At 69.7% G+C, this 22,059-nt stretch carries 16 protein-coding genes, 2 pseudogenes and 1 CRISPR repeat array; of the genes and pseudogenes, 11 read left to right on the top strand and 7 right to left on the bottom strand.

Annotated elements, in window-relative coordinates; translation table 11 throughout:
• Window positions 1–126 precede the first annotated feature (126 nt).
• The 3 genes and pseudogenes from ACWCPF_RS42940 (at window position 127) to ACWCPF_RS42930 (ending at window position 2,693) form a co-directional block, all read left to right on the top strand.
• Window positions 127–832 (top strand): annotated as a pseudogene (locus tag ACWCPF_RS42940) (prepilin peptidase).
• Window positions 833–1,234: 402 nt separating this feature from the next.
• A complete protein-coding gene (locus ACWCPF_RS42935) occupies window positions 1,235–2,197 on the top strand; it encodes a helix-turn-helix domain-containing protein (protein WP_451050585.1) in 963 nt (320 codons plus the stop codon).
• Window positions 2,198–2,459: 262 nt separating this feature from the next.
• A complete protein-coding gene (locus ACWCPF_RS42930; RefSeq protein WP_451050584.1) occupies window positions 2,460–2,693 on the top strand; it encodes a hypothetical protein in 234 nt (77 codons plus the stop codon).
• Between the two features lie 466 nt (window positions 2,694–3,159).
• Window positions 3,160–3,859: direct repeats of the CRISPR family, unit length 29 nt; unit sequence GGGATCATCCCCGCGGGCGCGGGGAGCAG.
• A gap of 539 nt (window positions 3,860–4,398) precedes the next feature.
• On the opposite strand, the gene ACWCPF_RS42925 is transcribed toward ACWCPF_RS42930, so the two are convergent.
• Genes ACWCPF_RS42925 through ACWCPF_RS42905 form a run of 5 tightly spaced genes read right to left on the bottom strand, consistent with a single transcriptional unit; the run spans window position 4,399 to window position 9,497 of the window.
• The gene (locus ACWCPF_RS42925; protein ID WP_451050583.1) at window positions 4,399–5,133 is read right to left on the bottom strand and encodes a type I-E CRISPR-associated protein Cas6/Cse3/CasE; all 735 of its coding nucleotides are present in this window, start codon (window positions 5,131–5,133) and stop codon (window positions 4,399–4,401) included.
• Complete coding sequence (gene cas5e / locus ACWCPF_RS42920; RefSeq protein WP_451050582.1) at window positions 5,115–5,966, bottom strand: type I-E CRISPR-associated protein Cas5/CasD; 852 nt, start codon at window positions 5,964–5,966, stop codon at window positions 5,115–5,117. Before cas5e ends, ACWCPF_RS42925 begins: the two co-directional genes overlap by 19 nt.
• Window positions 5,963–7,312 carry a type I-E CRISPR-associated protein Cas7/Cse4/CasC gene (locus ACWCPF_RS42915; RefSeq protein ID WP_451050581.1) on the bottom strand — a complete coding sequence of 450 codons (1,350 nt, stop codon included), beginning with the start codon at window positions 7,310–7,312 and terminating at the stop codon, window positions 5,963–5,965. The genes cas5e and ACWCPF_RS42915 overlap by 4 nt, the downstream gene beginning before the upstream one ends.
• Window positions 7,309–7,857: a type I-E CRISPR-associated protein Cse2/CasB gene (gene casB, locus ACWCPF_RS42910; RefSeq protein WP_451050580.1), complete on the bottom strand. Its 549-nt coding sequence runs from the start codon at window positions 7,855–7,857 to the stop codon at window positions 7,309–7,311. The genes ACWCPF_RS42915 and casB overlap by 4 nt, the downstream gene beginning before the upstream one ends.
• Before the next feature lie 53 nt (window positions 7,858–7,910).
• Entirely contained in the window at window positions 7,911–9,497 is a 1,587-nt protein-coding gene (locus tag ACWCPF_RS42905) for a type I-E CRISPR-associated protein Cse1/CasA (RefSeq protein ID WP_451050579.1), read from the bottom strand.
• A 27-nt stretch (window positions 9,498–9,524) separates the two neighbouring features.
• On the opposite strand from ACWCPF_RS42905, the gene ACWCPF_RS42900 reads away from it, so the two are divergent.
• Window positions 9,525–10,424, top strand: a complete 900-nt coding sequence (locus ACWCPF_RS42900) for an HD domain-containing protein (RefSeq protein WP_451050578.1) — start codon at window positions 9,525–9,527, stop codon at window positions 10,422–10,424.
• Window positions 10,425–10,578: 154 nt separating this feature from the next.
• Here ACWCPF_RS42900 and ACWCPF_RS42895 read toward each other — a convergent pair whose 3' ends face one another.
• Both ACWCPF_RS42895 and ACWCPF_RS42890 read right to left on the bottom strand, forming a co-directional pair.
• Window positions 10,579–14,979 (bottom strand): AAA family ATPase, encoded by a 4,401-nt coding sequence (locus ACWCPF_RS42895; RefSeq protein WP_451050577.1) that lies wholly within the window; start codon window positions 14,977–14,979, stop codon window positions 10,579–10,581.
• Entirely contained in the window at window positions 14,976–15,842 is an 867-nt protein-coding gene (locus ACWCPF_RS42890) for a hypothetical protein (protein ID WP_451050576.1), read from the bottom strand. Before ACWCPF_RS42890 ends, ACWCPF_RS42895 begins: the two co-directional genes overlap by 4 nt.
• Before the next feature lie 2,110 nt (window positions 15,843–17,952).
• On the opposite strand from ACWCPF_RS42890, the gene ACWCPF_RS42885 reads away from it, so the two are divergent.
• From ACWCPF_RS42885 to ACWCPF_RS42855, 7 genes and pseudogenes are all read left to right on the top strand, one after another.
• Window positions 17,953–18,588: a hypothetical protein gene (locus ACWCPF_RS42885; RefSeq protein WP_451050575.1), complete on the top strand. Its 636-nt coding sequence runs from the start codon at window positions 17,953–17,955 to the stop codon at window positions 18,586–18,588.
• Window positions 18,589–18,705: 117 nt separating this feature from the next.
• Window positions 18,706–19,332, top strand: coding sequence for a hypothetical protein (locus tag ACWCPF_RS42880; protein WP_451050574.1), 627 nt, complete (start codon window positions 18,706–18,708; stop codon window positions 19,330–19,332).
• 510 nt (window positions 19,333–19,842) lie between these two features.
• A complete protein-coding gene (locus tag ACWCPF_RS42875; protein ID WP_451050573.1) occupies window positions 19,843–19,974 on the top strand; it encodes a hypothetical protein in 132 nt (43 codons plus the stop codon).
• Window positions 19,975–20,001: 27 nt separating this feature from the next.
• Entirely contained in the window at window positions 20,002–21,036 is a 1,035-nt protein-coding gene (locus ACWCPF_RS42870) for a major capsid protein (RefSeq protein ID WP_451050593.1), read from the top strand.
• A gap of 1 nt (window position 21,037) precedes the next feature.
• Window positions 21,038–21,310 carry a hypothetical protein gene (locus ACWCPF_RS42865; RefSeq protein ID WP_451050572.1) on the top strand — a complete coding sequence of 91 codons (273 nt, stop codon included), beginning with the start codon at window positions 21,038–21,040 and terminating at the stop codon, window positions 21,308–21,310.
• 75 nt (window positions 21,311–21,385) lie between these two features.
• A complete protein-coding gene (locus ACWCPF_RS42860) occupies window positions 21,386–21,718 on the top strand; it encodes a hypothetical protein (RefSeq protein WP_451050571.1) in 333 nt (110 codons plus the stop codon).
• Window positions 21,719–21,829: 111 nt separating this feature from the next.
• A pseudogene (locus ACWCPF_RS42855) lies at window positions 21,830–22,059 on the top strand (hypothetical protein); the annotation flags it as partial.

The raw sequence follows: 22,059 nt of genomic DNA, 5'->3' as shown, positions 1-22,059 counted from the left end.
CCATGTGCTGCGGCTGTCACCATCGTTGGCGCCACCAAACCCAAACGGGTCAAACGGATACCAAAGCCCTAAGTTACCGGTATTGAGGCTAGGCTCCGTTCGGTGGAGAGGCTCTGGATCACCGCGATGGCTGTCCTGTGGGGTACCGGCACGAGCTTGCTCATACCGCGCGCCGCGTACCGGCTCTCCGTGCCGCCGGAGGAACCATGGCGAACGGCGTGCCCGGCAGGGCACCCTCTCGCCGGAATCGCGGATGGTTGGCTGGGACGGGCCTGCTGTGCCGACAAGGATGCGTTCGGGCCGAGCACGCCTGCCATCGCCCTGGTGACGGCCGGGGCCTGTGCCGTCCTGGCCGCCGCCGACGGCGACCGTCCCGAGCTGCTCGTGTGGCTACTGCTCGCGCCGATCGCCGTGCTGCTCGCCCCTATCGACTTCGCGGTGCACCGGATGCCCGACGTGGCTACTCTCCCGCTCGCGGTGACCGCGCTCGTCGGGCTCGGAGGGGCTGCCTGCTGCCTGCTGCTGGCGGCAGTTGGAGGACTGCGCTGCTCGGCGCTCTTGCACTCGGCACCTGTGACCTCGTGTTGTTCCTGATCAACCCCAGGGGCTTCGGCTTCGGCGATGTGAAACTCGCCCCTGCGCTCGGGCCGTTCTGGGCTGGTACGGCTGGAAGATCCTGCTGATCGGTACCTTCGCTGGATATCTGTTCGGTGCGCTGTACAGCGTCGGCCTGATCCTCGCGCGCCGTGCCGGGCGTAATTCAACGATCCCGTTCGGACCGTTTCGCCTGGCTGGAACCTTCGTTGGAATCCTCTTGGGTTCCCACACGTAGGCTCCGGTTCTGATGTCCGTTTCCGGCCTACGTTTCCCCTGGTCTTGCCTGGGGGACACGGAGGCCGAGATCTGCCAGCGGCCCGGGCCATGTGTCAGGGGTGTCCACATCCACGACGGGGCGACCGTTCGCAGCGCGGGCCGGCCTCAAGGGGCCGAAAGATTCCGACTTTGCAGCTTCGTCGCTCGCTGAGCTCCGAGAGCTGATCGGCAGTGTGACTAATGTGGCGTGCCGTGGGCATCCGCCTGTCTGCCGGCGGGGCGGGTGCCTTGTTCTGCAGCGCACACGGTCCGGGGCGAGTAGGTATGCGAGATGCTAGAGCGGGATGAGACGACTGGCGGCGGCCCGATCGGGGAGCGCCTGGCTGTCTGGCGCCTTCGCCGTGGACTCTCCCGGGAGGACTTGGCGTCCCGGGCGGGCTTGGAGCTCGGCTATGTCGCCGGCCTGGAGACAGGCGGCGACTGGATGGACCGCCGCAGCCGACTGGCCGCCCTGGCCGGAGCCCTGCACTTGGACGTCTCGGACCTGACCGGGCAGCCCTACCCGCCGCGTGGAGCCGAGCACGCGGCCGTCCGGGCGGTCGCGTTTCACCTGCGCCGCCGCGTTCTGCAATCGGACCGGGGGACATCGGCCGGCCCTCTGCTCGACGAATTGGCGGGACGGGTCCGAGACGCTGCACAGGCCGAGGCCGAAGGAGACGAACACCGTCTCGCCCTCGCGCTGCCCGAGTTGATCGACGCAGCCGACCTCGCGGTCACCGCGGCTACACCGCCAGGGCGCGGGGAGACAATCCGGCTACGGGTGCAGGCCCATGTACTGGGTGCCGGACTGCTGCGGCGGCTGGGATACAAGGACCTGGCATGGGTGATGCTCCACCGCGCCCGGCCCGGAACCGGGGAGCCTCTCCCGGTGCTGGTCGAGGAGGTGCATCTCCTGATCGACCTCGGCTTCCCCGAGTATGCTCTGGCCCGCGCCGAGCGCGTCCAAGGCACCGGGGCAGGGCAGGAGACCGGGCGGCATCGTAGCGGGCCGCACGCCTGCCAGGCCGCCTCGGCCGTCGAACTGGCCTGCTGGGACCTGGCCTCCCGCGCCGCCGGGGTGAAGGTGACGGCTCTGCTGGGCGGCACCAGTCGCACCACCGTCCCGGCCTACGCCACCGCCCTCGGTTTCGACCCGGCCCACCCGGCGGCCCCGGATGCGGCGGCCTGGATCACCGAAGCCGGGTTCTGGGGCAGAAGTGGCCGCTGCCCAGGCAGTTTGTCCTCGCCGGGCCGAAGGCTGTCGCGAGGACGCTCGGCCCGTTGCCGGAGGCGGCGTCATCGTCGCCGTCGACCCAGCCGGCGGGGACTTCGCCATCGGCGATGAGACCGGCATTATCGGCGCCGCCCGCGGCTACGACGGGCACCTCTACGTGCTTGAGGATCGCTTTGGAAGCATAGGCGCGAACGATGGGGGAAACGCAGCCTGTTACCCCGCGCTCGCCCTCAAAACCGACGCGATCGTAGTCGAGTCGAACTACGGCGGAGACACGGCCCGGCAGGCCCTCGCCCAAGGCGTGGGAGCAGCTGCGCGGCGAAGGCTCCACCGATCTCGCTCTCATGCCTGTGTCCTCGAGGTCACCGCCAAGGTGGGCAAGCGGCTGCGGGCCGAACCGATCGCCCAGCTGTACGAGCAGGGCCTGGTCCACCACGTCGGGGCGCACGTAGCGCTGGGGGACCAGATGGTCACCTGGGTCGTCGGCATGGACAGCCCCGACCGCATGGACGCCGCGGTCCACGGCCTGACGGAACTCGCCGACCCCGACCAGCTCGCCGCCGTCGCAGGACACCTCCACGACGACCGCCTCGGCGGACGCCGATAACCCCCGGAAAACGGCCCCATATAGCCAACGGCCCAGCCGGGGCACCCGATCGGCCTCGGCTGATGGCGTTCCGGGCCATGTCGATCAGGGGGAAAGCGGCCGCCGCGGCCGGCGTCTGCATGGCTGCCGTCGCCGTCGGCATGATCCTGCTGTGGTCTACCTCGCCTTCAGCGCTCACCTCGGAGCAGATCAAAGCCTCCGCTCAAGCTCGCTTTGGCGGGACGGAACATCCCCGCGGGCGCGGGGAGCAGACCGAGAGCGTCGGCTCGTTGTTCTCGTACTGGGGATCATCCCCGCAGGCGCGGGGAGCAGGTCTCGGGCGAGGAGTCGATGCCTTCCTCGGCGGGATCATCCCCGCGGGCGCGGGGAGCAGCAGGCCGTCCCCAACGTCGACGTCCCCCAGCCGGGATCATCCCCCGCGGGCGCGGGGAGCAGGGAACCTTCCGGTACGTGCCCAACTCGAACATGGGACCATCCCCGTGGGCACGGGGAGCAGTTGAGGACGGCGGGGGAGACCGGCCCGACGAGGGGATCATTCCCGCGGGCGCGGGGAGCAGGCGGCGCCGGTTCCGTCGCGCCAGACCGCGGTGGGATTATCCCCGCGGGCGCGGGGAGCAGGGTTCGAGCCGTATCCGTCGTCGGTGTACTGCGGGATCATCCCCGCGGGCGCGGGGAGCAGCGGCAAGACGACGACCATCAACCTCGGCGGGGATCATCCCCGCGGGCGCGGGGAGCAGGCGGCGGTGCTGCTTGGGAGGGAGGTCCGCCAGGGGATCATCCCCGCGGGCGCGGGGAGCAGTTGCTCGAGCCGCTGGTCCAGGAGGCGGCGCTGGGATCATCCCCGCGGGCGCGGGGAGCAGCGTCGGACCGGCACGGTGGGCGGTGCGGCCACGGGGATCATCCCCGCAGGCGCGGGGAGCAGGCCAGCACGTCCGGGTCGCCCAGGCCGGCGTGGGGATCATCCCCGCGGGCGCGGGGAGCAGTGTACGTGCGCCGCGATTCGGTACAGCGCGGCGGGACCATCCCCGCAGGCGCGGGGAGCAGACATCTTCCGCTCCGCAGGACTCCCCGCACCCGGGACCATCCCCGCAGGCGCGGGGAGCAGCCGACCTCGTGGGCGAGCAGCGCGGAGGGCTCGGGGTCATCCCCACGGGCGCGGGGAGCAGAGAAAGGGCACGGTGGCACTCCGGTATGGGCGGGGGACATCCCTACGGAGGGGAGCAGCCGTTGTCACACAGGTTCGACCAGCACCCGTTGGGACCATCCCCGCGGGCGCGGGACGCAGTTCTTGTTCACGTCATCACCTCAGACGATCTTGGGAACATCCCCGCGGGCGCGGGGAGCAGGCCTCGGAGGTCAGGCCCCAGACGCCCCAGTGGGGATCATCCCCGCGGGCGCGGGGCACAGTGGATCCAGCCGCATGTTCATTGCCTGTGGAGGGGATCATCCCCACGGGCAATGGGAGCAGTCATTGAGCGCGTCCAAGAAGTCGTCTGCCTTGGGATCATCCCCGCAGGCGCAGGGAACAGCGGCAGCAGGGCGACGCCGACTTCCCGGACCCGGGATCATCCCCGCGGGCGCGGGGAGCAGGCCTGGTACGTGGCGACACAGTGCGCAGCGTGGGGATCATCCCCGCGGGTGCGGGGTGCAGCGGTTGGTCCATTTCACGCGCCACTTGGCGGTGGGACCATCCCGGCACGGGCACTCACCGGGTCAGCAGCAGTCCGCAACCGTACGCCCGTGCATGCCCGATGCCCTGGGTCATGGCGTCGGCCAGGGCGGCAGGATCAGTGACCGTGAGCGTGCCCCGGATTTCCGCGCGGACTATGCGCAGGCCCTTGTGGGGACCGGGACTTGTGACCGTGGGGAGCATCCGGACGGCCAGGGACTCTTCTTCGGCGGTAGCGCCGATACGGGTGAGGCCGTCGGGTGCTTTGCTTGGTTCGCCGGGGGGCTGGAGGCGGCGTACGAACCAGTTCTTCACGTGGTCGGGGCGGGTGTGAGCGGTTCGTCGGCCGCGAGGGCGGTCAGGAGCCGGCGGACCGGACAGGCGGCTGTGCGTGGGGTTGACGACTGCGCGGAAGGTCAGGGAGTCGCCAGTGCGGAAGGTGCGGTCGACCGTGATTACGTGGGGTTTGTCGGTGAGTGCGCCGCGGGGCATGCCCGCCCAGTCTCCCGGGACTCGGGACTGCACGACCAGGACGAGGGCGCCGGCCTTCAGGTCGACGGACCAGGTGGACAGCACCCCCATCTGGGCGCGGGCATCGGGGTCACCGTCCGCGACCCAGCCGCGGAAGCCGCTCATGACGGTGCGGTGCATGTCCTGGGCGTCGACGAGGGACTTGGCGGTGTACGGGTGCCGGGCGTCCATGGTCAGAACGCTGTGTGTGGCAACGAAACGGGCGGCGGAGGGGGGCTTGGTCACGGGATGACGTCCCATTCGGTGGCATTCTCGGCGATGGTGACCCGGGTCCGTGTCTCCCACCGCGTGGTGTGTGCGCGACGGTCCGCGTCGAAGGTGACGGGCTGGTCCTGTACGGGGGCTGCCGCTGGGGTGCCCGGTGCCGTTTGGACCCATGCCCAGGGTCGGGGTGACGGCCGTGGCCCGACGCTCTGCGAGGGCAGTAGTGCGGTGGACTTGAACGCGTCTTCGATGGTCCCGCTGCTCACGGGTCCGGCCAGCGTTCCGGAGGGTGGGCACGACTTGCGGCCCAGCCACAGCAGGCGTTTCGGGCTCTCCAGCGCCGCGGCGACCCTTGCGAGGAAGGCCCGGTCCGGGTGCTGCAGCGCGGCCACGAACGCGGCATCGGCCAGATACCAGCGTTCGGTGACGAGCGCGCCCCGAGAGAGCTGCTTGGAGACCAGAGCGCCCGAGTCCGGCTGGGTGACGACGTATTTCGGCGCTCCGTACCAGTCGGCGAGCTCGTGGTGACCGAACGCCGTACCGTCGGTGTTCGCCATGTCGGCGGCCAGCGCGGCCGCCAGGCGGTGGTCGGTGATGATGTCACGCGGGCGGACGGGGTATCTGCCGGCCCCGACGATGTGGTAGTCGCGCACCGGGGTGCCGGGGTGGTCGGCGCGGACGCCGAAGCGGGCTGCGGCGAGATCGTCGTCGAGTTCCTCGGCCCGGTCGTGCCCGAGGGCGGCGGCGCACAGACCGATCACCGCGGACTTCGTCGGTCGGCTGTGGGTGTCACGTCGGGAGAACCGGGAGACCGTTCCCCAGGACTGCAGCGGGGCGGCGAGCCTGATGAGCAGGACGTGTTGGGTCACGCCGTGAGCTCCTCGACGGACTCCACGTCCTTGACGCTCAGCTCCTGGAGGACGGCGTGGATGGCGGGTTCGTAGGTGAGGACGCGGCCTGCCGTGATGTCGTCGCGCCGTCGGCAGACGAAGTCGTGGTGGGCGAGGAGTCGGCGTACGGCGAGTTCTCCGGCGGGGCCCCCGTCAGCGACCTCGTCGATGGGCCTTTGGAAAGCGGCGGCGTAGTTGAACGGGCGGTCTCCGTCGAAGGCGAGGACGAGGGCGGGCAGCACTCCGGTCGAGGCGGTCGAGTTCTTCTTGGCTTCCGGGAAGGCGTTGACGAAGGAGCTGACGAATTCCGCCTCGGCAGCGACGGCGGCGGACTCGGCGTCCGCTTCGGACATGCCCGCTGCGCGCAGGTTCTGGCGCAGTTTGCGGCGGTCGAGGACGGCGTGGCGGTAGAAGGTGCCGGAGATGAGGGCCTGGTAGCCGGTCATGCCGGCTCCGGAATCGTCGGCCGCGTCGAGGAAGTCGAGGGCGTTGCTCTTGCGGGCGAGTTTGGCGTCGTCGGCGGCGGCGTAGAAGTCGTCCGTGTGCTCGGCCTCGTGGACGGTGAAGGCGTGGCTGCTCTGGACCGCCCCGTCGACGTTCGGCGAGTCCGGGATCTCGGCGAGGAAGCGGCCGTAGAGCGCGATGTCGATCGCGTCGCGGGGTGCCAGCGCGGTGAGAACTGCCTTCCGGCTCGCCTTCGGCAGCGCGGGAAGCTTGGCATCGGCGCTGTCGGCGGCGTCCGCTTCGTTCGTGCTCGCGTCCTCCTCCTGGGGGCTGCTCTTGCGCCGCCCCTTCAGCTTCTTTGCGGCCGCTGAGGCGGCTGCCGCCTCGGACAGCGCGATGTACTGCTCTGCCCACGCGCCGATCGTCGCCTGTTCGGTGTTGATGTGGTCGGCGATACGCTCGCCCGCGTCCGCCGGCGCGAAAAGCAGCACCTTGGTCAGGTTGGCGACCGTGGGCTTCGCCGGGTCGCCGAATTTGAGGCCGATGGCCTGCAGAACCGCGCGCGCCGTCGACAGGGCCTGCTCCTCGGTCCAGCCGTGCCGGGATTCCAAAGCCCGAGCGGTCTCCAACGCCCACTCACGGGTGCGGACGCCCATGGTGTGTCCGGCCAGCGGCCCCTTCTGGGCGTTCGCCCGATCACGCGAGTACACGCGCTCGGCGCGGCGACGCGCCTGACTGGTGATCATGTGGCGCTCCACGCCGCCGTAGACGATGGACTTCGGGGCGCCGTTCTCGTCCCGGACGGGGAGCACAGCGGCGAGCGTCTCCAGCAGGTGGAGGGAGAGGAACTGGTGCCCGGTCAGGGCAACATGGGTGCTCACGTCAGCGTGCCCTTCGTTGTGGTCGTCGTGGTGGCCCTGTTGTTCCTGGCGGTGGTTCTCGGTGGCGGCGCGTGGAAGTCGACGGCCCAGTGGTAGCGGACGCGGGCCTGACGGTCGGTCCAGCGGGCGAGGTCGTCCGCGAGCTGCGACCAGGAGGGCGGCGGCCGGTCGCACGAGCGCAGCCGGGTGATGGCGTGCTGAAGGTGTCTCAGGGGAGGTCGGCGGCTGGCGACGATGCGGTCCATCAGCCGACTGGCGCCGGCGTCGTCGGGGCCACGCCCAACGCTGGTGCCGATCCGGCGGGCGGCGGACCCGAGGCTCCCGTAGCCTCGGGACGGCTCGACGGCTCCCCGGTGGTATATGGCGAACAGGAAGGCCACCTGCTCGAACACCTCGCGGCGTCCCGGGTCGAACCAGCCCGCTTCGATGTGGGCATTCTGGCTGATGGTTGGTCGTCGCAGTTCGGCAAGTTTGCCGTAGTCGCGGCTGTTTACCAGGCCGAGGAGCCACTGCGTGAGCAGTTCGCTGCGCGTGGGCCCACGCATGACGGTCTCTTCGGCGGGTGCGTTCCGTTTTCCAGCGCCCGGTGCGTCGGCGATCACTTTCGGTCTCCCTTCAGTTCGTCAGGGGCCTTGGGCCCGGTGAGGTCGCTCTCCAGGCGTCGGACCGCCTGTGCCTGTGCCTGGTAGCCGCGTGAGTTGGCGGGCAGTGAGTCGAGCCGATTGCGCAGGAAACGCCCCGCGGCTTCCGCGAGCACGGCCGCGTACTCGACGAGCGCCTCGTCGACCTGGTCCTCGTTCTCGGCTGCCGTCGTGTCGTCCAGCAGTATGTGGAAGGGCTCCGCGGTGTGAGCCCAGTGCTCCGGCCGTGCGTCGAACCGCGCGATCTGGTCGTCCTTGTCGGCCGGTTTCGGGTTGGGGTACGTCACGGTCCAGGCGACGTACGCAGCCCTGGACAGGCTTGAGGCCACGTACTCGGCGATGAGGGAACCCCGCTCGGCCGCGTACCGCAGGTCACGCTCCCGGCCCGGCACGAAGGGGAACGTGTCCGACACCCAGGTGACGACCGTGGTCTGTTTGGCGATCAGTCCGACGGTCCAGAGGGTGAGCCGACGGCCGCTGAGCCTGGCGAGGCGGTCGTAGAGGTCGGGTCCGTGGTCCCGGTCCGCGACCGCGGCGTACAGGGCATGCGCCTCGCGCCACAGAGCCCGGGAGGCCGAGGGCCGCAGCGGCTTCACCGTACCGTCCGACGCTGTCGTGTACACCGCGTCCTGCAGGTGATGAGCGGCCAACGGTTCGAGCAGCTCACCGGCCGCCACCAGGACACGGTCGACGGCGGCCTGCCCGTCCTCGGTGACGGTCGGCCGCATCAGGATCGAGCGTCCGAGAACGGTATGCAGGTCCGCCGGCCCGTCCACCCGCCGCCCCGACGGCTTGGCCAGAAATCCCCTGCGGGGCTGCGGAGCCACCGTCCAGGTGCGGTTGAAGCGGCCGGGGGCTCCATCGCTCGGCACAAGGTTGAGCCGCAGCGTGTCACCGAGCGTCTTGCCCAGCGCGAACACGCGAATGCGTGCACCGAGACGTCCAGCGGCCAGGTTGGTGATCGTAGGGCCCAGGGTGTCCTTGCCGGACATCCGGGCACGGCCGCCCGGTCCGTAGACGTGCTGGGTGAGCATCGCCCGGAAGGCGACATCGGCGGGCAGCGGAACCGGGTGTTCGAGGTGGTGATGGTCGAAAAACAGGTTGTAGTCCCCGGCGTGCTCGATCACCAGCTGGGCGGGACCCGCTCCGTGCTCGTCGAGGTAGGGAGCGAGCAGAGCGTTCTGCCCCAGTGGCTCCACGGGGTGGAAGAGGTTCCAGTGCCCGTCGGGGCGGCTGTCCAGCCAGTCGGCGGCGTCGGTCAGCGGGCTGTTGCCGTACACCTGGTCCAGCCAGTCCTCGACCGTCGCCGGGCAGGTCCCGGAGGCGTAGCAGACAGCGAGGAGGTACTCCAGCAGTGCGACGGTCTCACCTGAGGTCGTTCCCGAGATGCCGAGCAACTCGTCCGCGTGCCGCAGAGCATCGACCAGGGTGACCGAGGTACTTTGCCCGGCGGTTGTCAGTGCCGGGACGCATGCTTGTCGTCGCGGATCCCAGCGGGGACGTGACTCCTCCGCCGGAGGCGGATGTAATTCGGACACTGGCATCTGATGCCTCTACTTCAGTCTCCACAGTTGTCTGATGAGATGCGGCAGGACCGTAGCACGGGGGATGAGGGCAAGATGAGCGAACCGGAAGATCTCAACAGCACTGCGTACAGATGGTGTTGGGGGACGATCGATCTCTCCGACCGACTCGTATGGAATCCGCTCGTCGCTGAAATGGTCACCGCTGGTTCCGTCATGCTCGAACTGTGGGCGCAGGCGTTGAGCCCACGGCAACGGGCGGATCTCGCGGCCGGTTTCGCGGCCGAGGACGAGCAAAGTGCCCGCGTGGCGGCCGCGTTTCTGGCAGGGGTGAGCCGGCTCGGCCGCGCCAGCTCGACGTGCATGGTTTCGTTCGGGGAGGAGCAGCAGCCCTCCCCTGCACTCGACCAGGCGCGCACGGCATGGCGGGAGCAGGCACTGCGGGCAGGGCTTCCGCTGCCGTCCGTTGGGGCCCGGGTTCGTCACGCGGATCCAGAGCACATCACGGCGGCGGTGCTGCCGCGGCTGACCGGTTGCGACTGCGAGGGGTACGTCGACGGTGAGCGGTGCCGCGATCAGGACCACCACGGCCTCTACGTGGCCGCCTACGCACTCAACCGGCACGGCGCCGACGTCCTGCACGCCGACACGGTCGCCAAGGCCTATCGGGCGACCGGCGGCCCCGCCTGGGATGCGGTCCGGGCCGCGTTGGTGAACGCCGTCGCCCACCACGTGGGCATCGACGCACGGAGTCTTCCCCACCTGATTCGGCCATCGGATCCCCTGCGTCTGACGGCCTTCGGCCGCCTGGTCTCCCAGAGCAGCGGCCTTGCCCGCGGGGACACGCTTCGCGGCTTCGCGTCGCCTCATGACACCCGGGAGGCGATGTCCGACCGAGCACGGCTGCACGCCCGGGAAGCGGTCTCACGGATGCGCGTGACCGGGTGACAGCCGCGATCCCCGCTCTGCGGGGCTGATGCCTCTTCAGTCGCCACAAGGGCCATCTCCGCGATGCGGAGCAGAACAATCCGCCCGATGGCGGCGAGCCGATCGTAGTGGGCCTGGCACCGGGTGACCAGCGACGTCCGCCCTGCCCTGCAGGCTACTCCCGGGACTGCTCCGGACGCAGCGTCACTGCGGCGATCCCGGCTGAGCCGCCGAAGGCGATCAAGGGCTGCTCAGCGGCCGGGACGCGGTGGAGCGGCGGGACACCGAGGGACGTCAAGGACGTGGCGGTGACCAGCCGCAGAACCTCTTCGCCTGTGCGGGCATCCCACAGCCGCATGGTCGTGTCCTTGAGGCCCGCGCTCACGATCAGAGGGCGGGAACCGGACGGCCGGACGACGTCGAGGGCGGATACGGGGCCCTCGTGACGGGTCGGCAGCGTGAACGGCTCTTGCTCCGGAGCATCCGGAGCCCACAGGCGTACGCTGCCGTCGAATCCCCCGGCTGCCAGCAGCCACTCGTCCTCTTCGTCCCCGGGACAGACGGCCAGAGACTCCACAGGGCCGATAAGTCCCGGCCAAGCGTCGTGCGGTGGCTGAAACGGGCGACACAGCAGTACGCCCTGATCGGAGGCGACGGCGAGAACACCGCCCGATGGCAGGGGCAGGTAAGCCAGCGCGCGGACAGGTCGGCCGATGTCGCCGCCGCCATGGAGCCACCCCAGCACCTCGCCGGTCGCCGGGTCGCAGTACGCGACCGCCCCGCGGCTCGTCCCCACGGCCAGGACGGTTCGTGCACCGTCGGCGAAGGCGGTGAACGCGGTCGCATGGTCCTCTTCCGAGGTCCAGGCCTTCATCAACTGCCAGTCGCCACTCCAGCAGCCGACCGTCTTGTCCGGCAGCCCGACGAAGACCATCGCGGAACCGTCCGCCGCCGTGTGCGTGGCGAGGGCCGTCACCGGGCCGTCAACCCCTGCCTGGGGAAAGGCGATCGAGGCCGTGACCTCGCCCGAATCGGCCGACCTCACGACGAGGTTCCGGTCGGGGCCAACCGAGACCAGCTCGTCAGGACCGGAGCTCCCCGGCAACACCGCGAACAGCGTTCCATCGACAGACCGGGAGGACGACACCGTGCGGCGGGGCCACACCTCGGGATTCCAGACACGGACGGTCCGATCGAGCGAGCCGGAGACAAGCACGGAGACCCCGCCGAGGCCGCGCACAACGGCGAGCCCCGTTACGGCACTTGTGTGGTCGGCGGGAAACCGGCAGACCTCCTCGCCGGTTTCGGGATCCCGCAGCTGTACGGCGCCGTCGTCGGCGCCAAGCGCGAGCAGGGTATCCGCGTCCGGCTGGGGGTACGGCGTCAGCACGGCCGCGGACTGCCTGATCGTGCAGTGCCGGCGTTCAGTACCTGTCAGGGCGTCCCAGAATCTGACCGTTTTCGAGGCCCGCGAGGCCACGGCCAGCATGGGACTGCCGTTCCGCGTGTTGAGCAAGGCAAGCGCGGAGATTCGCTCTTCCGGGACCGGCACAGTGCACACCGGTTCGAGGGATGCGCCGTCGAGGATGTCGACGGAGTCCGCTCTGGGAACGGCCAGGAGTGCGCGGTCGCCGGGCAGGCTCAAGGCGGCGAGCACATTCACCGGACCCACCGGGGCGTAGGCGTCCGCCGCGCCGACGGCGAGAACGGTCCCGGTGAGCGGATCGCACAGGACAAGACCGTCGGACGTACCGATGGCCAGCCGAACCATCCCCTCCCCGTCGTTGAAGGACACCATGTCGTGAACGGACGCGGTGACAGGCAGTCGTACGTGCTGGCCGCTCAGCGGATCGCACGTCCACGCACCGCTGTCGCAGCCGACTGCCAACAGGGGGTCTCCCTGCGGACGGAGCACGACAGCCAGTGTCCTCGCGAAGGGGCCGTGCCCCGGAATCGGCGGGCCGACCGGAGTCACGGTGGACGGATCCCACACCCGAACGGTGCCGTCGGCGACGCCCACCGCGATCAGCGAGGTCCCGTCCCGCAGGGCGAAGGACACCAGGGAGCAGACGTCCGCGTCTTCTCGCGCCAAGACGTTGCCCGGCACCGTGAGGTCCTTCCACCTCGGCACGAGATGCTCGACGGTCGGGCTGCCCGTGCCGCGGGTGCTCGAAGGAGCGACAGTCTCCGACTCCCACAGGGCGAAGCGCAGGCTTTCCGCACGCGCGAGGGGCGGCGCGTCGGCAAGGAAGGGTTCGATCCGGCTCCACGCGGACAGGCGCGTCCTGTCCTCGGCGTGCTCCGAGAGAAGTCCGAGAGTGCCCCGCACGTTCCCGCTTGTCTCGTAGGGCAGGAAATTCCCTTTGATGACCCGGTCGTTCAGCACACCTCCGGCTGCTGCGTGCTGGATCAGGTGGCGGCGCAGGTACGGGTGCGGCGGCACGTCCTCCGTCTTGTGCAGGTCACTGAAGGCGTCGGCCAGTTGCCGATGGGCCTCCCTCACGCCCGCCGCCGCCTCAGATGCGCTGGGTGCCGCTTCGGCGCCGAGAAGGAGTTGCGAGTTCTCCCTCAGCACCTCGCTGATGCGCTCGTGAATCGGCCGGTAGACGTACCTGTCGTCCTCCACTCCGGTCGCCAGGTAACCGTTGAGCCCGGTCTCCCGTACGCCCCGGATCACCGTGTCAGGAGCGGTGATGTCACCTCCTGCCAGTGCCGCCACCGCGCACGGCCACACTTCGGCCCACGGAAGGCCGGCGCCCTGCGCAAGTGCCGTGGCCCGCAGGACGTGCACGACATGCTCGGCCGCCAGACCTGTGTTGCGCCGTATCGCCGCAATGTCCTGCCGCAGAAGCTCTTGCGTCCCCTGCCGCAAGGTGCGCCGCCACTCCGGATCGTCCGGATCAGGCAGCCGCCCCCGGGTATGAAGCGCCTCGACGGCAAGTCGGGTGTCGAGGAACGAGGGTGCCACCACCTCGGCCAGCGCGGCAGCGACCTCGTCCAGCCTGTGGGGATCCGGACGTTCTGAGGAGTCGGAACCATCGAACAGGGTCCTGAGCAGCGTGCGCGCGTACGCCTCGAGGTCCCCCGCGGTGCCGGTGTCCGTCCGCAGGGGCTCGTCCGCGTCCGTGGAACGGACCAGCAGGTCGAGCAGATCCGATGCCCGGTCCTGTGACGGACGGAGTCGGCCAACTGTGCCTGCCTGCGCACTGCGGATGCCCAGCAGCATCCGGACGGCGGGCTGTCCGTCGTCCATCCACTGGTCGGCCAGCCGACGGATGAGGTTGGTGACGATCCAACGGGGGTGCCGCGCCTCGTCGATGCCGTCGATGACGATCGTCAGAGGCCGGCCCTCCTGGCGGACGGTGGCCAGCACGTGGTCCAGAAGCTGATCGAGTGGGGTGAACGCTCTGCCACCGGCGAGCGGTTTGTCCGTAAGCGCGGTGTACAGTGCCACGGCCAACTCATCAACGTCCGTGTTCCGGGCGAGCACCGCAGCGTCGACGACTCCCTCCGGCACGAGGAGATCGGGCGGTATCGCCTCGATGAGAGACCGGTACCTTTCGTCGGACCGGAACGTCGGGGCGCTGAGTGTGACGACCCGAGCGAGCAGTGCCGACTTGCCCGAGCCCGCTTCCCCCGTGACGACGAGAGTGCCGCTCCCTCCCTCAAGGAACTCGGTCATGCGCCGTACGTGACTGGTCCGGCCGGTGAAGTACCAGCCGAGGGCATCGTGAGAAGGTCGCCCGGAGGCTCGGGACAGCCAGTACGCGTCGAGGTCAGGCTGAGGCTCGTAGCCGGGGTTAGGGAGGCAGGGACTGGGCTGCTCGTGGTCCTTGCGCCCCGGCAGCGAATGTCTCGGCCAGAGGAACTGGACTTCGGGCGCGACTCCCGCCTCGTACAAGCCCGTCATCGCCGTGAAGAGTTCCCCAAAGCTCAGGTGAGAACGGGCGAACCCTGACTCTCGATCCTTGAAGTGGGTGACAACGGCGTCGAGAAAGCGCGTGAACTGTTCCGGATGCGGGGTCCCTGTCTCGTTCGCAGACGAGATGACAACGAGGGAGTTCAGATGCCGCCGTGTGTGGTTCAGTGCTTGGAAGCGCCTCAGCAACTCCCCGTCCAGGACACCGGAGAAGCAAGAATCAACCATGACCAGGACATGGTCGGCATCGGAATCCAGCACCCTTGTGATCAGGTCGGCGGTCGGAAACGCCGTCGCCGGAAGACGGTGCTCGCGAGACTTCGGCAGGAGCAGGAAATGCTCGCCCGACGGCCGGCCGACTCCGTGGCCGGTGACGTAGATGACAAGGGCCTCGTTGTGGGCAGCGTTCTCCGGCCTCCTCTCATCCAGGAATGCGCGGAGATCGTAGACATCGTGGAGTCGCTCCGGCGCAGCAACGGTGAAGCTGCGCTCCGTGCCGAGATCCTCATTGGCCCACCACCCCCTCACGGCGGTGACCTGTGCGTCGATGCCCTTCTTGAAGACAACGTCCCCGGACGCGTCGCCGGTGTCGTACTCCGATACAGCAATCTCAATCAGCGTTCGTCGCTTCGTCTTCGGAGCCGTACTCTGGTTCACCGGCAGCTGTCCGCAATCACGCGCGCGACCGGACTGGCTCGCAGGTAGCGGAGCGCGCTGTGCGGGTCGCCGATGCCGTTGTCGACTTCCGCATCAGTGACATCTGGCGAGAGAGTGCTGAGCCCCCCACCTCCGGTGATGAAGTCCCCGGGGTCGAAGACATTGACCCACGCGATGCCACCGGGCAGCTTCAAAGGCTCCCCGTCGGCGATATTCAGCCCACGCCGCACCGAGGGAATGGTCAACGGGGATCCGCACGTCACTAGCGTGCGCACGGCAGCCGTTCGGTCCAGTGCGATCTCGCCCCGGCGAAGCAAGTCGTAAGCGATCACGCTTCCCAGTGAATGCCCGATGACGACGGACGTGCTCGCACCGAAGGCCTCCGCAACCAAGGCCCGAACCCGAGCGGCGAGGTCGGGCTGATACAGGTAGAACCGCACCTCACGCATCGCGCTCACAAGGAGCTTGCCCCCGCCTCTGGGAAAGCGCAGGTCGTACGCCATCACCAGGCGCGTCAGACGCTGAGGCCAAAGCTGCGGCAGACCGAGCGTCTGCAGCTCCAACTGCTGGATACGCTCCAGGTCTTCCTGACGGACGACTTCCTCGAGCGCCGCGGCTACGAAGTCGGCTTCCCCCTCGCTCAAGGGCACCGCGGCATCGAAGCGATCCTCCTCTGGACCGAGATGGTTCGCTCCGCGTGCCAACAGCCCAGTCCAGTGCGGCAGTTCCAGCGCGTCGCCAGGCAGGTGCGGCAAATCCAACTCGCCAAGACCACCATTGAGCGCCCCGGACCAGTCGTCCGTCAGCCGTGCTTTCGACGTCATGGACTGCCGAATGCCATGTACCCCAACAATGCGCGTCACGTTCGTGCTTCCCCCGCCAGCATGCCGGTCAGTGCAGATAACGAGACTAGTGCGACTGCGCGTTCTGACGGCCTGGTTCCGGCCTCTTAGCCACCGACCGCTCCACGGCTCCTTCTACGCCGTCAGCAGCATTCGGATGAATTGTTAGTGTGTACCTGCAGCGCCTGAGACGATACTGTCGGTGAGTTCCGAGGTGTGCCTCCGGCACTTGCATGGATGATCCCATGCAAGGCGGCCTGAAAGACAAGACGTATGGCTGCTCCCCGCCCGCCAGCGGGGATGGTCCCCAGACCGAATGGCTGCTCGACGAGGAGCTCGTCTGTTCCCCGCACCCGCGGGGATGGTCCCACGGTCTACCACGCTGACCGGGTGCCGGCCACCTGCTCCCCGCACCCGCAGGGATGATCCCGGCCAGCTCACGGAGCTGCGCGACGGCATGCTCTGCATCCCCGCACCCGCAGGGATGGTCCCCCGAAACTGACCGGCTACCAGGTCTACAACCGCTGCTCCCCGCACCCGCGGGGATGGTCCCACGCTCCTCTGCGATCGCTGCCGACGTCGCAAGCTGCTCCCCGCACCTGCGGGGATGGTCCCCGGGCCACCGACAACCGGCGTTACGGCCAGCACTGCTCCCCGCGCCCGCGGGGATGGTCCCACGCCGCTCGCACGGTCGCGGCCGACGAGCGCCTGCTCCCCGCACCCGCAGGGATGGTCCCTTGTCGACGCCGGGGAACGGCGGTGCTGGCTTCTGCTCCCCGCGCCTGCGGGGATGGTCCGCGCAGGCCTTGAAGACCGTGTTCCGCAGACTCTGGCACTTCCGCCCCATCGGTGGATCAAGGCCGCCTAAGCTGGCTGTGGGCGCGGGGCCTGGTCGCCTGGAGGGGCACCTGTGAGGCATCTGCGTGAACTGCTCATCGACGCCTGGCCGTGGCTCAACTACAAGCAGACGATGGCCCACCCCACCCGAGTCGGCCGGGCCACCATGCGTTCCCCGGGCTGAATACTTCGTGGGTGCCTGCCGAGGACCTGCGTCGTCTGGCTGCCTACAAGTTCTTGGCCGCCTACGACTCCAACCAGGCCGGGCAGCTCGCCTCCGTCACCGGTGACGACCACCACGGCGTGGAGCGCCGTGAGTTGGGCGATCCGTCCAAGCCGGTCGACACCACCCTCAGCTATCTGCTGGGTGCGGAGCAGACCATCGTGGTGCCCGGGGCCGAGCATCCCGACCAGGCCGGCGAGGAGCCCGGCTCCGAGGTCAAAGCGGCGGCCGACCTGCAGGACAGGCTGCGTTCGTGGGCGGACGAGGAGCTGCTGCCGCTGCGTGTGCAGCAGGCCGAGCGGTGCGCGGTGCGCAGCGGTGACGGCGTCTACACGCTGGCGTGGGAACCGTCCAAGCGGCGTGTGCTGCTGCGCACCTACGACCCCGGCTGGTACTTCCCCGAGTGGGACGAGGGTGAGCAGGACGCCCAGGAGTATCCGCAGCGGGTGCACTTCGCGTGGGAGCTGCCTGCCGATCCGGTGCGCGGCCTCAAGGACCGCGTGCGGCGCATCACCTACGGGCTCGGTCCGATCGGGCCCGCCACCGCGTCCGGCCGGACCAGCGACGGCAGTGCGGTCCGTGAGCAGGCGGCCGGCGCGGACGGCGAGCCGGTGCTGACCGTCGGCGACACCCTCGACCCGTGCACGGGCACGGTGACCCGTACCTACCCGTGGGCGCCGGGCAGGCCGTCGTCGACGACGTGCTGCCTGACGGACGGCGAATGGCTGCTGGAAGACCTCGGCTCCGCACACGACGTGTTCAGCCTGCCCGCCGACAAGGCCGCCTGCCGGGTGCGCTCCGACGGCCAGGTCCTCGACCGGCTGGGCCTCATGGTGGACTTCATCCCGGTCGTGCACATCGCGAACTCGGTCCCCGACGCCGGCGAGCACTGGGGCAAGTTCACGCTGGCGACCGTGCTGCAGCTGCTGGACGAGCTGCAGGCCACCGACACCGACAGCGCGTCCGCGTCATCGACCACAGGCACGCCGATCGTCGCTCTTGCCGGGGCGCGGCTGCCCATCGACCGCTCCACCGGCCAGCCGCTCCCGGTGCGCGTGGAGGGCCGGAACGGTGTGGCAGCTGGCCGACAACGGCCGCATGGACACCCTGGACCCCTCCGCGCAGCTCGTCGAACTCCGCAGCCGCGTCGACCACTTGCTCGACCGGCTGGCCTCCAACACCCGCCTGACGACGGCCGGACTCGGCACCCTCGACGTGGCCAAAGTACCGTCCGGCTACGCACTCCAGCTCGCCCTCGACCCGCTCGACTCCCTGGTCGGCGCGATGCGTCTGGCCCGCGACCACAAGTACCAGCTGATGCTGCGCCTGGTGCAGCGGCTGCACCAGGCCGGGCAGGAGTGGCCCGCCGGCGAGTCGCTGCCCGCCCGCTTGGTGTGGGGCGCGCACACCCCCACCGACCGCACCACCGCCCTCAACGACGTCACGGCGGGCTACGAGGCCGGTGTGTTCTCCCTGGAGACCGCGGTCCGCATGCTGAAGGAAGCCGGGTATCCCGTCGACGATGTCACCGAGGAGATCGAACGCATCCAGAAGCGGGCCTTCGACCAGGCCTCCCGCCTCGCGGATGCGACCGGCGACAACAAGGCGGTGCGCGAATACCTGGGCCTGCTTGAAGCCGACCCGGTCCCTACGGTGCCGCTCGTTCAACCGGGTCAGCCAGGTCAGCTTGCGCAGGATGGGCGCTGACCAGCTTGTTCTCGGCCAAGTCGCTGCGGCTGCCCGGGTCTACCGGGGTCACCGGCGAGGCCGTTCCCCGGCTCCTGCTGACCGTCCGCGCGCAGATCCGTCGCCGCGCGCAGGGCTGTGGCTACACTGATCGACGGCGCGGGGGCGCTACCGCTGGAGGACTCGATCCCCATGGACAGGCAACTGCCCGACCCCCGTACGCCCGTCGGCTACCGGCGCGACGGTGCCCCCGTCTTCCCCATCCTTGGCGCGGACCCCACCGATCCGTCCAACCAGCAGCTGCCCCCCACCCTGAACCAGGATCCTGCCGGGCTTGCGCCGACGCTGGACCAGGAAGCGCTGAACCGGCTGCTGGCCCGCGAGAAGCAGCAGGGCGAACGCGCCGCAGTCCGGCGGCTCGTCGAGCAGCTGGGCTTCACCAAGGCCGAGGACCTGACCACGTTCATAAAGCAGCAGCGCGACGCCCAGACGGCCGCCATGTCCGAACTGGAGCGGCGTGAGCAGGCTGCCGCCGAGGCCACGGCCGCCGCGACGCAGCGCGAGGCGCAGGCCCTGACGCGTGAGCGCGCCGCGGCACGCCGCGCCGTCCTCGTCGGACTCGGTGCACCGGTGACGACCTCGCCGACGCGGAACGGCTCCTCGTCGTCGACGACGCCGACGAGGACGCCGTCGCCGAGGCCGCCCAGGCCCTCAAGGACCGCCGCCCCGAGTTGTTCGGCACCACCGCCCAGGCACCGCCCGTAGCCCCTGGGGGTTCGCCCGCCGGCGGGCCGCCGCCGCGCGGCGCCCAACGTGCCCAGGCCCGGTCAGGCCGGGGCCGACATGGCCCGCCAACGCGGGTTTGTGACCAGCAGCTGAACCTCCCACCGGCGGGATAGGCCGGATGCGCGGGGACCACGCCCCGCTCTCTTTCCGTGGACGACGCCACCAGCCGGTGAGCGGAGGATCACCCGCTTCGTCGCCTACGGGAGGACTCATGACCGTTTAGCCGGTCACCACCACCCAGAACCTGACGGCCGACCGGTCCTGGCTCGCCAGCCTGCACGGCACCGACTCGGTCGACTCCGTCACCCTCAACATGTCCACCTTCACATCCGGCACGCACTACACCCCGTCCACCGACACGGACATCCCCTACTCACGGCTCCTGTCCGGCCTCCCCCTCGGGAAGATCACCGCGAGCGGCCTGTACGGGCTCTACTCCACAGGTGCTACCGACGGCCGCAGGCCCTCGCCGGGTTCGTTTTCGCAGAGGTGCTGTTCGCGCCGGCGCAGACCAAGGTCCCGGCCGCGCTGCTGTGGCACGGCTCGGTGAGGACCGCGAAGCTGCCGGTCGCCGTCGCCGCCGTGACCCCGTCCTCCGTCTGCCAGATCCGGTTCGTGTAAGGGAGCCCTGTCGATGACTGTCAGGGCCTGATCAAGGACGTCACCACGGCGGACCTGACGACGTTCGCCCGCTACATCCCCTCCCCGGCCGACTTCCTGCTCACCCAGACCGTGTTCGCCAAGGTGTCGGTGCAGGACGTGATGTGGCGGATCAAGAACACCGGCCGCTACGTCAACGCCGCGAAGTACCGCAGCTTCGACGCCTCGGTGCCGTTCGCGGACCGGCAGGCGTGGCAGACGTCGACCCAGGGCATGCTGCCTGCCCTGGGCGAGAAGCTGATGGTCGGCGAGGTCGAGCTGCTGCCGCAGGAGGCGGCCCGCGGTGCTGACGCGTCCCGTCTGGAGCAGCTGCTGTACGACGACGTGGAGCGGCACGTCGAGGCCGTCAACTCCCGACTGGAGCTCGCCGCCGGCGACGTCCTCACGGACGCCAAGTTCTCCCTGTCGTCGGAGAACGGGCTCACCCTCGACGTCGACTTCGGCGTCCCGGCCGCGAACATGCCGACCGCGCCGAAGCTCTGGTCGGACCCGACCGCCGACGCCATCGGGGACGAGCTCGGCTGGATCTCCTACCTCGACTCCATCAGCGCGCCCATGCCCGTGCTGGTCGTCACCTCACGGCGCGTCTACTCCTACCTGGCGGGCAACAACGCCTACCGGGCCGCCTACTACGGGTCGGTGAACCCGTCGACGACCCCCACCGCATCCCTGACGCCGCAGCAGATCAAGGTGGTCCGCGACAACTACGGCCTGCCGCCGATCATCCTGTACCGGGCGCAGGTCCGCGTGGACGGCACCTCCACCAAGTGTCTGCCGGACGACCGGTGGGTGATGCTGCCGCCGGACCGGGCGAAGTGGGGGCAGACGCTGTACGGCACCACAGCCGAGTCGCTGCTCCTGTCGCGGGGAAGCAACCCGCAGATCACCCGCGAGGACGCCCCCGGCCTGATCATCACCCGGGGCGGCCAGGACGACCCGGTGCAGATCTGGACCAAGGGCGCGGCCGTGGCCATGCCCGTGTTGTACGCCCCGGACTGCCACATCACTGCGAAGGTGCTGTGACATGGGGCGGCGACTGGCGGCAGGGGTGCACGTGCGGCACCCGAAGACCAACGAGCAGTTGATCCTGCAGCCCGGCGATGAGCCTGACGAGGACCTGGCCGAGGTCATCACGCACCCGGATGCCTGGGAACCGGACGAGGACGACGACGCGAGCGAGAGCGGGGAGGCCGCCGGCGACGGCAGCACCGAACCCGACCCCGCACCCACCCCGGAGCCCGATCCGGAGGCAAAGCCCACGCGGTCCCGGACCCGCAAGCCGGCCGACGAGCAGTAACCGAGACCGGCGCGGCCCGACACCCCTGCGTGGCGGGGCTGCCGGGCCGCGCCGCCATCCGGAAGGACACCGCCCGTGGATCCCGCCGTCCTCGCCTGGCTCCTGGCGCAGCTCGGCCCCGACACCGACCAGACCGACCTGCAGACCCGCTACGCCCGGCTCGGTTCGGCCAGGGCCGTGGCCCTGGAAGTGCTCAACGAGCGGAGGGCCAAGCTGCTTTCCGAGCCCCTGCAGCTGACCGTCAACGGTGTGGCCACCCTCGACCAGTCCAACAACCTCACCGGCCTGGAACGGCAGATCGCCTCCGTGGAGGGCTTGACCGGCCCCGTCGACCCGAACGGCGGGGAGACCGTCGTCATCGCCCCGCTGCACTCTGCCCGTTGGCGCCGCCACAACCGGTGGCGGTAGCGGCGTACGAGTTGCTGCCGCTGACGCCCGGCGACGCCGAGACTGTGGCTGCGTGCGTTGCCGCGGTGCTGGAGGACGCCCGGCAGCGCTTGGCCGGACCAGCAGGCCGCCGTGCTCGCCGCGATCGGCGGCGATGCCCGCTCCCGGACAGTCGCCGACCGGCTTGCACAGTTCCAGGCCGCCATCGTCGGCTTCCAGCAGCGCGCCGACACCGAGGCCCGCGCGTTCGTCGCCCGTCAACTGCCCTACCTGTACGAGGAATACGGGGAAGGGGCACGGGCTGCAGTCGTGACGGTCGGCGGGCACTTCTCGTGGACGCTCATCCGCACCGAGGCCCTGCA

The sequence above is a fragment of the Streptomyces sp. NPDC001858 genome (assembly GCF_053594615.1).
Note: the sequence above shows the minus strand (reverse complement) of the source record. Positions and strands in the feature narration are given on the sequence as shown.

Coding starts and splice junctions, on each gene's coding strand:
- ACWCPF_RS42925 (WP_451050583.1), bottom strand. CDS start 5,133: ATGGGACGTCATCCCGTGACCAAGCCCCCCTCCGCCGCCCGTTTCGTT.
- casB (WP_451050580.1), bottom strand. CDS start 7,857: ATGCGTGGGCCCACGCGCAGCGAACTGCTCACGCAGTGGCTCCTCGGC.
- ACWCPF_RS42905 (WP_451050579.1), bottom strand. CDS start 9,497: ATGCCAGTGTCCGAATTACATCCGCCTCCGGCGGAGGAGTCACGTCCC.
- ACWCPF_RS42865 (WP_451050572.1), top strand. CDS start 21,038: ATGGGGCGGCGACTGGCGGCAGGGGTGCACGTGCGGCACCCGAAGACC.